Source organism: Acidithiobacillus sp. TH-A35, assembly GCF_057473505.1.
Genome location: NZ_JBYCKR010000048.1, coordinates 1 through 8,898 on the forward strand (window position 1 = coordinate 1; position 8,898 = coordinate 8,898).

The window sequence follows — 8,898 nt, forward strand, 5'->3', positions numbered from 1 at the left end:
CGACTATGGACTGTCCTGGCAGCCCATAGTCGGTACCTTTAAAAAGCGACAGGCGCTTTCGCCATAATTTCCCAAGCTGGAACCGGTATGAGGTAAGCAGCGCCTTCATCATGGCGCACAGCCCGGCATGGTGCATTCTGGCCAGCACGAAGGCCTCGGTCATTTTACTGAATGATGCTGCGCACCGGACGGTTGAGAATGACGAAAAACCACGCGGCAAAGGGTAATGCCTATGCTTTAATAAAATGTAACATTAAATATATTTAGCTTAACTTAATCAATCCAGATTTGTAGAGTGCTTCCGTCCCGCCTGTTTAAGGCGAGCATCCGCCCGATGTTCAACTCAGGAGAACCGTTATGAGTGTAAAAAAATACGAAGCTGGTGTGAAGGAGTACCGGCAAACCTATTGGTCACCCGAGTATGTACCCTTGGATTCGGATATCCTGGCCTGCTTCAAGATCACCCCGCAACCGGGTGTGGATCGTGAAGAAGCTGCGGCTGCGGTGGCCGCCGAATCCTCGACGGGGACCTGGACCACCGTTTGGACCGATCTCTTGACCGATCTCGATTACTACAAAGGTCGCGCCTACGCCATTGAGGATGTGCCCGGCGACGACACTTGCTTCTATGCTTTCATCGCCTACCCCATTGACCTTTTTGAGGAAGGTTCGGTAGTCAACGTGTTCACCTCGCTGGTGGGCAATGTGTTCGGCTTCAAGGCGATCCGTGCCCTGCGCCTGGAAGACGTGCGCTTTCCTCTCGCCTATGTAAAAACCTGCGGTGGCCCACCCAACGGCATCCAGGTCGAACGCGACAAGATGAACAAATATGGCCGACCGTTGTTGGGTTGCACCATCAAGCCGAAGCTCGGCCTATCTGCCAAGAACTATGGCCGTGCCGTGTACGAATGCCTCAGAGGCGGCCTGGATTTCACCAAGGACGACGAAAACGTCAACTCCCAGCCATTCATGCGCTGGCGCGACCGTTTCCTGTTCGTCGCCGATGCGATCCACACCGCCGAGGCCGAAACCGGTGAGCGCAAGGGACACTATCTCAACGTCACCGCCCCGACCTGCGAGGACATGATGGAACGTGCAGCGTTCGCGAAAGAACTCGGCATGCCCATCGTTATGCATGATTTCCTGACTGGTGGCTTTACCGCCAACACCAGCCTGGCCAACTGGTGCCGCAAGAACGGTGTGCTGCTGCACATCCACCGCGCCATGCACGCCGTAGTGGATCGCAACCCGCACCACGGCATCCACTTCCGCGTGCTGACCAAGGCACTGCGTCTGTCGGGTGGTGATCACCTGCACTCCGGCACCGTGGTGGGCAAGTTGGAAGGGGACCGTGGTGCAACACTGGGCTGGGTGGATTTGATGCGTGAATCCTTTATTCCTGAAGACCGCAGCCGCGGCATTTTCTTCGACCAGGATTGGGGTTCCATGCCCGGCGTATTCCCGGTCGCATCCGGCGGTATTCACGTATGGCACATGCCTGCGCTGGTCAACATCTTCGGTGATGATTCCGTGCTGCAGTTCGGTGGCGGCACGCTGGGCCACCCCTGGGGCAACGCTGCCGGTGCCGCCGCCAATCGCGTTGCACTGGAAGCCTGTGTGGAAGCGCGCAACGAAGGGCGCGATCTGGAGCGTGAAGGCAAGGAGATACTTACCAATGCCGCTAAGGATAGTCCGGAGCTGAAAATTGCGATGGAAACCTGGAAGGAGATCAAGTTCGAGTTCGACACGGTGGACAAATTGGACGTAGTGAACCGCTGATCCTGGGGTCGCAATTCCCTATGGTGTAAATGAAACTTCTCGCAACGTGTGGCCGTGCGGCCCACCTTGAGATTAAAGGAAAGGAACGAAAATGGCTGATATTCAAGATTACAACTCGGCTCCCAAATACGAAACCTTCTCGTACTTGCCGGCGATGACGCCGGAAAAACTGCGCCGCCAGATTGCCTACGTCGTGAGTCAGGGCTGGAACCCTGGTATCGAGCATGTGGAGCCGGCGCGCGCCTTCACCTATTTCTGGTATATGTGGAAACTGCCCATGTTCGGCGAGCAGTCGGTGGATATCATCCTCGCCGAACTGGAGGCGTGCCACCGCGCGCACCCCGACCACCATGTACGTCTGATTGGCTACGATAATTACTCCCAGAGTCAGGGCAGCGCCTTTGTCGTGTTTCGCGGGCGCTAAGCAAGGCTGTAAAGAGGCTATCCAGCAGATGCCCCTGGCGGGGGGCTGGTTGAATACAGAAGGGTAAAATCATGACCGACGCTATGGCAAACAATATGGCAACTCCACGCTCGACACGCGCCGCAGCATTGGAGCGGAGGCGTGCGCTGTCGCACAGCGGCGGTGCCGTGCTTGGTGCGAAGAAGGCCGCACCGGCGCGGGCGGTAAGCAATCCGACCGCGATGGGGGCAACGGCTTCAGTGGCAAACGTTACGGGTAAGTCACTTTCCCGTGCGCGCCGGGAGGCGTTATCGCAAAGAGGGGCAGGTCTGGCGCAGGCTCCAGTCGCGCCGGGCTCTGATAGCCGCGTGACTGCTCCGGTCATGTCTGTGCCCGCACCCATTCTATGGAAACAGGATCTGCCACCAGCGCAAGACGCGGCCACCCAAGAACGGTGTAGCTGCGGGTGCAAGGAGAAAAAGAACGCAACGGAGGTCGCCGAGCGTGAGGAGGCGATGGAAGCGGTATGCGCGGCTTTGGACGGCGAGCCGACAGCGGTGGAGGGACCCATCGCCTCGGTAGTACGCAAACTGTGTCGAGAACGGCGTCGCGCGCTTTCTAGTCAGGGCAAAATGGCATTGAGCGCTTCGTCTCCAGGTAGCAAACGCAGCAACCGCAGCGGATTGAGTGGGCGTGACGTGGCTCGATCTCGCCGCGAAGATCTGTGCCAGCGAGGGCGTGGCGATGGCCCCGCATGCCGACCGGCAGGTAGGGCGCGCCCCAAACCTACTGTTCCCGTTAAAGTGGAGACAGGCACCACGCTGCGCGGCACTGGTGTGACGGGCACTCAGGTAGAGCGTAGCGGCAAGGTGACGGGCAATGAGCCGGGTAGTTGCCGCGCCATCACTGGCACCGAATATATCGGTGCTGAACAGTATGGCGAATTGTGTGCCATGGTGCCGGAGCCTGCACCCGCCAAGATCAGCATCAGTAACACCAGCCGCGGTCAGCGTGTGAGCGGCACGGAAGTCGGCCTCAGCGTAAAAGTGACCGGAGACGAACACGGTGTGTGCAAGACGGTGACCGGTATCGAATATCTCAGTGCAGACCACTTCGAGTCTTTCTGCGGGACCAAGTCCGCACATGTCCCCGCCAAGGTGAGTGTCGTGACGACTGAAGCGGGGCAATCGGTAAGCGGTGCTGAAGTCGGGCGCAGCGCGAAAATGACGGGTGATGAAGCTGGTGCCTACAGCAAGCTTACCGGCAGTCAGTATATTCGGCCTGATCTACCTGCCAGCCTGTATGGCAGCCGCGCACCGCGCAAAGTGAGCGTGATGAGCACGGTGAAAGAGCACACCGTAACCGGCAGCGAAGTGGGCCGCAGTATAAAAGTGACTGGTGATGAACACGGCGCGTGTACTACGGTGACGGGTACCGAATATGCAGGGCTTGAGCAATACCAAGCGTGCAATCGAGCACCGGTGCCCGTGCCGGAAAAAGTCGGCGTGATGAGCACTTGGCACGGCCAGCCGGTGTCCGGCACCGCGGTCGAGCACAGCAGTAAAGTGACCGGTGATGAATATGGCGGCTGCCAGCCGGTGTCCGGCACCGAATATATCGGCCCAGACCAGTACGCCGCGCTTTGCGATGATGAACACCAAGCTGCCTCTCGTGCCCTGACAGCGGGGCACGGCGCCATGGCTGGCGCGGCGCCAAGCGGTACACGCGTCGCATCCGGCCGCAAAGTGACTGGTGCGGAACGCGGTGAGGCTCTGGTCTTGAGCGGTACGCCGTACTCCAGCCCCCAGCAGCGCGTGCCGCAGCGTGGCATGAACAGCAACCCGCATCCTCTGGCGCGCGCCCCCTTTGATGCGCCTCGCCAGCCCACACAAGTGCTGTCCGCGGCGCGTGTCCAGGGTGATTTCAGCATTGCCACACCCGCGCGTAGCGCTCAGGGCAGCGACTTAAACCGCATTACGGGCACAGCCTATGGCGCCATAGGGCGCATCACCGGCCCGGTTAATCTGGCCGCTGGCTTGGTATCCGGCACGCCTGAGTTTCGCTATCGGGACGAGGCAGTCAGGGGTGTGCCGATGGCCATGGAACGGGTTCAGGCAGTGGATGCAGCGCGTAGCCGTCTCACCGGCGACGGGCGTGAAGGTGGCTTTGCGATTACCGGCGCGGCATGGCGGAGGAATGAAAGCGTGACCGGCACCGAGGGTGTCTCCACGCGGCGCAATCCCACTTTGCGCGGTGACCAGCGCGGTATCGCGATGGGTGCTGCGCAGAACAAGGATCGCGAACGCCCCGAAGTACCGGTCAGCAAGATCACCGGTAGCAGCGGTAATGACGTCAACGGATCCGCCATCACCTATTCCGGCGGCGCGCGGGGATAGATGGAAAACCAGACCGAGCCATCTATAACGGATAGACAGAGATGAATACGAGAAACCGTCCTGGGCGTAGCATCAGCCCGCTGTCTGGAGCACCTCGCCCGCCATACGGCTTAGGTACGCCTGACGGCGCTCTGCAGGCACGCCCCGGTCAGCCAGTATTCCCAGCGCAGCGCGCAGCACCCCGCATTGGAGTAACGGCGCCGGCGGCCAATCCGGCGTGTTTGACCGACAGCGGCCGGCCGTGCCGTCATCCACTCACCAATGTAGCGGAAAACCAGCGCCTGCTGGCGCACGAGCAGGCCGTGAAGGGACGCTTCGATGCCATTGTGCCAGTGCTGAGGCGGATTGTTGGGCTGCAGCATGAACCCGATTTTATCGAACGCGCGCAGGCCGTCGCCCGCGAACAGCTGGGCTTCGACTTGCCCGCCAGAATTCTGGAGGACGCCTGGATCGGCAGTCTGGACATGCGTGCCCTGTATGGTGAGAGCGTAATGCGGACCTTGCGCCTGATGGCGGAGCAAGCGCGCGCGGCCAGAACCCAACAAGCGGGAGATGACGTGGTGTCATTTTTTCTCGACTGCGGCTTCCACGCGGTGGACATCACGCCATGTTCGGACGGACGTTTGAAGGGTCTGGTTCGTTACATCCTGCGCTTACCAGACACCGCAGTGCGCAGCCTTAAGGCCTACGCCGGTGCCATGTTTGACGTGGAGGCCAACGTCAAGCGCTGGATCGAAACCGAACTGATGCGCTATCGCGAAGGTCGTCCGGTGGCTGCCGACGCGGGTACACGTTACCTCAAGGTCGCTGTGTATCACTGGAGCAGTTCCGATCCGACCCATGAAGGCTGTGCCGCCCACGCTAGCAACGAGCGCCAGGCTGCGGAAGGTGCCCTGCAGCGCCTGCGTGAATTCCGTCAGGCAATCGAAAACAGTTTTTGTTGTGGGGCCTCGGTGGACACGCTGCTGATCGGAGTGGATACCGACACCGACGCGATCAAGGTGCATGTACCCGATGCGGATGGGGAGATGAGTCTGTACCGGGCGGTGGACAACCTGGAGCTGTATCGGCAGACCGTCGGTGACGAACAGAACGACGCTCGGATCAAGGTGTATCAGGCGATTCAGGGAACCAGCGCCGCCACCGGCTGGGGTGTGGGCAGGGGTGAGCCGCACGAGGGGATGCGGCGATTGATTGCGACGTTATTGATCAACAATCTATCGCAGATCGAGTATGTATGCGGCACGTGGGGTGGTCGCTATCCGGACATCGGTCATGCCGAGCGTTTCATCAGCGTGGGCGACGGTTTCGAGGAGTTTCAATTGCGCAACTTGGCTTATTTCGCCCACCTGCACACGGTGGAGGAAGGGGCGCCGGACATTGACGTGGGCATCAAGATTTTCAATAGGTTGAATCTAATGCATGGATTACCGGTGCCGCTGGCGGTTCACTTCCGCTACGACGGCCGGGTACCGAGCAGTCGTGAACGCACTGTAGAGCGTTGCCGGCGGGTCAAAGCGGCGATTGAGTCACGCTACGCAGATCTGGCGCAAAAGGGTTTGCTGGTATGCACCATGACCGTACAGGACGCTCGCTCCGGCAGTCCGATCGAGTCGGTGGCAACTTATAACGGAAGCGACGCGGGATGAAGATTTGCGAAGTGGAAAGAACGCTGGTTTCGACCAACCGTATCAAGGAACTTGGGCATCGTCCGCTGCTGGTGGTGAGGGAAAAGGCAGGGGGGGCACGTCAGGTAGCGGTCGATATGATCGGCTGCGTCCCTGGTGACTGGGTGATCTGTGTGGGTTCTTCTGCGGCGCGCGAGGCAGCGGGTAGCAAGGATTACCCCAGCGATCTCACCATCGTCGGCATCATTGATCACTGGATGGGAGAGTGATGGATATCATGCGAGTGGTGTCTGATTTGGTGGCGACGCGCCGCATCCCGGGGCTGAAGAACTCTTCGCTCAGAGTGCTCGCCGATGCCAAAGGAAAACTGAACGTGGCGTGCGATCCAGTGGGTGTGCCTCCCGGGAAATGGGTTATTACCGTAAGTGGTTCGGCGGCGCGTTATGCAGCGGGCAATTACAAGATTCTGACCGACCTGACCATCGCCGGGATTATTGACGGATTGGATGATGGAGAAGTTCGAGCTGATAAGTAGCAATTTTTTAAACGCATCTGACGAAGGAGTGTTGAAATGGCGAATGTAACGGGTATTGCACTGGGCATGATCGAGACCCGGGGTTTGGTGCCGGCGATCGAGGCGGCGGACGCGATGACCAAGGCGGCGGAAGTACGTCTGGTGGGTCGCCAATTTGTGGGCGGCGGTTACGTCACGGTGCTGGTGCGTGGCGAGACCGGGGCAGTGAATGCAGCGGTGCGCGCCGGGGCGGATGCCTGCGAACGCGTCGGTGACGGCTTGGTGGCGGCGCACATCATCGCCCGCGTGCATTCCGAAGTGGAAAACATCCTGCCCAGCAGTCCCGACGTCGGCGTAGGTGGCCGCGATGGTGAAGTCAGCTAAGCCTGTTGGTGAGGTTTGGCTAAGGAGTTGCCATGCATTCAGATCCACGTTTGACCGGATATCTGACGCGCGCCCTCGGCCACGAACTGGCGGCGGTGCAACAATATCTGTTGCAGGCCACGTTGGCTGGCCTGTGGGGCTTGTCGAACATCAGCGCGCGCTTGCGTGAGGATGTGAACGAGGAGCTCGTGCATGCCGAACGGCTGATGGCGCGCATGTTGGTGTTGGGTATCCCTTCCAATGGCATCCAACTGCCGCCCATCCGTCCGGGACGCACCCTGGAGGAGATGGTGCTGATTGACCGCGACCTGGAGATCGAAGCGGTTCGCTTGTACGAGGAAGCGGCCCACTACTGCGCCAGGATGCGTGATGGCGAGACGCAAACTTTGTTCGGAGGTCTGCTGCAAGATGAGATTGGTCACTTGCGCGAGTTGGATCGAATGCTAACGGAAAGTCACCAAGGAGCGACGCCATGAGCAATGCCACTGACCCGAAGGCGGACCCTTCCGCGCCACAGGAACGTCCGTCTACGCTGAACCGGCGCTTTGACTTCGGCAGCTACACCGAGATGCGGTATTTTCTAAATCATCTGGCGGACTTGTCCAAGCGTGAGGAATACTACCCGAACGTGAGTTTCGGTAAAACCTACGTCAACGTCAGCATTGATGGTGAAGGGCAGGCTGTGCTGAGCGAACGCAAATCCATTTTTCTCTCCGAGATGGATGCGCTGGCCACAGTGGACAAGGCGTAGGCTCGATGGGCCGGCAGCAGCGGACAACCATGGATGACAAGATCATCGCGGTAATCAACCAGAAGGGTGGCACTGGCAAGACCACCCTGGCGCTGAATCTGGCGGCGGGCTTGGCGCAACGCGCTTCCACTCACTTGGTGGACGCCGACCCCCAGCGCTCCATCAGCCAGTGGGTTGAAATGGCACCTGACGGTGCCAGCCTGCCGCCGGTGGCATCGCTTGGCAGCGACCCTTTTGCCACGATTGTGCAACTGGCGCGCACCCACCGTTATGTGGTTGTGGACTGCCCGCCTGCGGTGCAGGGTGAGGTGGTTGCCGCGGTGATGCGCTCGGTTCATGTGGTGTTGATTCCAGTGCTTCCCTCGCCGGTTGATCTGTGGGCGAGCGTAGCCATGGCGGCGGCGGTGGGCGGGGCCAGGCAGCTCAACCCCGGCTTGCGCGCCTGTCTAGTGCTGAATCAAATGGAATCGCGCAATGCCCTGTCCCGTGATCTGCGCGATGCTGTGGCGGAGTTCGACGTGCCGGTATTGCAAGCTTGCATGCAGCGGCGTGCGGCTTATCGCAGCGCCGCGGTGGAAGGGACGAGCGTCTACGGACTGGGCAAACGCGCCCAAACTGCCGTGGCGGACATAGAAGCGATTATTGAGGAGGTCTTATGTCTGTGAACAAGATAGGATCAAAACTTGCGCACGGTGTGCGTCAGGTCAAATCGCAACAGATCAAGCCCGGGCAGCCGGAAGCGGACAAACCTGAGGCACTGCCCGCATCCGCGCCAGCCGACGATGTCGCCAATAAATCGGACCCAGTGCCAGTGGTTAAGCCTTCGGCGTCCCGACCTGCACAGCAGGCAGATCAATCTGGCGGCGAACAGGCGCTCAAGGCCGTTGGCAAACTGCACCCGCGCCGAGTCTGGCCTGATTAGGCCCATCGTTCCCGCTAATAGAGGAGTTAAAAAATGCAAACAGCCATCGAGCAGTACCTCATTCGTAGTGCCCCTTATTATCGTACTGTAGCCGACGAAGTCGAGCTCTACGAGGCCGCCT

11 protein-coding genes are annotated in these 8,898 nt (G+C 59.8%); 10 read left to right on the forward strand and 1 reads right to left on the reverse strand.

Annotated elements, in window-relative coordinates; genetic code table 11:
• Positions 1-357: 357 nt before the first annotated feature.
• The 10 genes from AC2VNK_RS01930 (at position 358) to parA (ending at position 8,520) form a co-directional block, all read left to right on the forward strand.
• Entirely contained in the window at positions 358-1,779 is a 1,422-nt protein-coding gene (locus AC2VNK_RS01930) for a form I ribulose bisphosphate carboxylase large subunit (RefSeq protein ID WP_291525470.1), read from the forward strand.
• A 91-nt stretch (positions 1,780-1,870) separates the two neighbouring features.
• Positions 1,871-2,203, forward strand: a complete 333-nt coding sequence (locus AC2VNK_RS01935) for a ribulose bisphosphate carboxylase small subunit (protein ID WP_291525468.1) — start codon at positions 1,871-1,873, stop codon at positions 2,201-2,203.
• Between the two features lie 494 nt (positions 2,204-2,697).
• Positions 2,698-4,578 carry an alpha-carboxysome scaffolding protein CsoS2 gene (locus AC2VNK_RS01940; RefSeq protein WP_486882611.1) on the forward strand — a complete coding sequence of 627 codons (1,881 nt, stop codon included), beginning with the start codon at positions 2,698-2,700 and terminating at the stop codon, positions 4,576-4,578.
• A gap of 221 nt (positions 4,579-4,799) precedes the next feature.
• A complete protein-coding gene (locus AC2VNK_RS01945) occupies positions 4,800-6,227 on the forward strand; it encodes a carboxysome shell carbonic anhydrase (RefSeq protein WP_486882612.1) in 1,428 nt (475 codons plus the stop codon).
• Complete coding sequence (gene csoS4, locus AC2VNK_RS01950; protein ID WP_486882613.1) at positions 6,224-6,475, forward strand: alpha-carboxysome shell vertex protein CsoS4; 252 nt, start codon at positions 6,224-6,226, stop codon at positions 6,473-6,475. Before AC2VNK_RS01945 ends, csoS4 begins: the two co-directional genes overlap by 4 nt.
• Complete coding sequence (locus tag AC2VNK_RS01955; RefSeq protein WP_291525460.1) at positions 6,475-6,741, forward strand: carboxysome peptide B; 267 nt, start codon at positions 6,475-6,477, stop codon at positions 6,739-6,741. Before csoS4 ends, AC2VNK_RS01955 begins: the two co-directional genes overlap by 1 nt.
• Positions 6,742-6,777: 36 nt before the next feature.
• Positions 6,778-7,104: an alpha-carboxysome major shell protein CsoS1 gene (gene csoS1 / locus AC2VNK_RS01960; protein WP_291525458.1), complete on the forward strand. Its 327-nt coding sequence runs from the start codon at positions 6,778-6,780 to the stop codon at positions 7,102-7,104.
• 32 nt (positions 7,105-7,136) lie between these two features.
• Positions 7,137-7,580 carry a ferritin-like domain-containing protein gene (locus AC2VNK_RS01965; protein WP_486882614.1) on the forward strand — a complete coding sequence of 148 codons (444 nt, stop codon included), beginning with the start codon at positions 7,137-7,139 and terminating at the stop codon, positions 7,578-7,580.
• Positions 7,577-7,855 (forward strand): hypothetical protein, encoded by a 279-nt coding sequence (locus tag AC2VNK_RS01970; protein WP_486882615.1) that lies wholly within the window; start codon positions 7,577-7,579, stop codon positions 7,853-7,855. The genes AC2VNK_RS01965 and AC2VNK_RS01970 overlap by 4 nt, the downstream gene beginning before the upstream one ends.
• A 29-nt stretch (positions 7,856-7,884) precedes the next feature.
• Complete coding sequence (parA, locus tag AC2VNK_RS01975) at positions 7,885-8,520, forward strand: ParA family partition ATPase (RefSeq protein ID WP_486882616.1); 636 nt, start codon at positions 7,885-7,887, stop codon at positions 8,518-8,520.
• 11 nt (positions 8,521-8,531) lie between these two features.
• On the opposite strand, the gene AC2VNK_RS01980 is transcribed toward parA, so the two are convergent.
• On the reverse strand, positions 8,532-8,898 hold a 367-nt coding region (locus tag AC2VNK_RS01980; RefSeq protein WP_486882617.1), incomplete at its 5' end, for a hypothetical protein.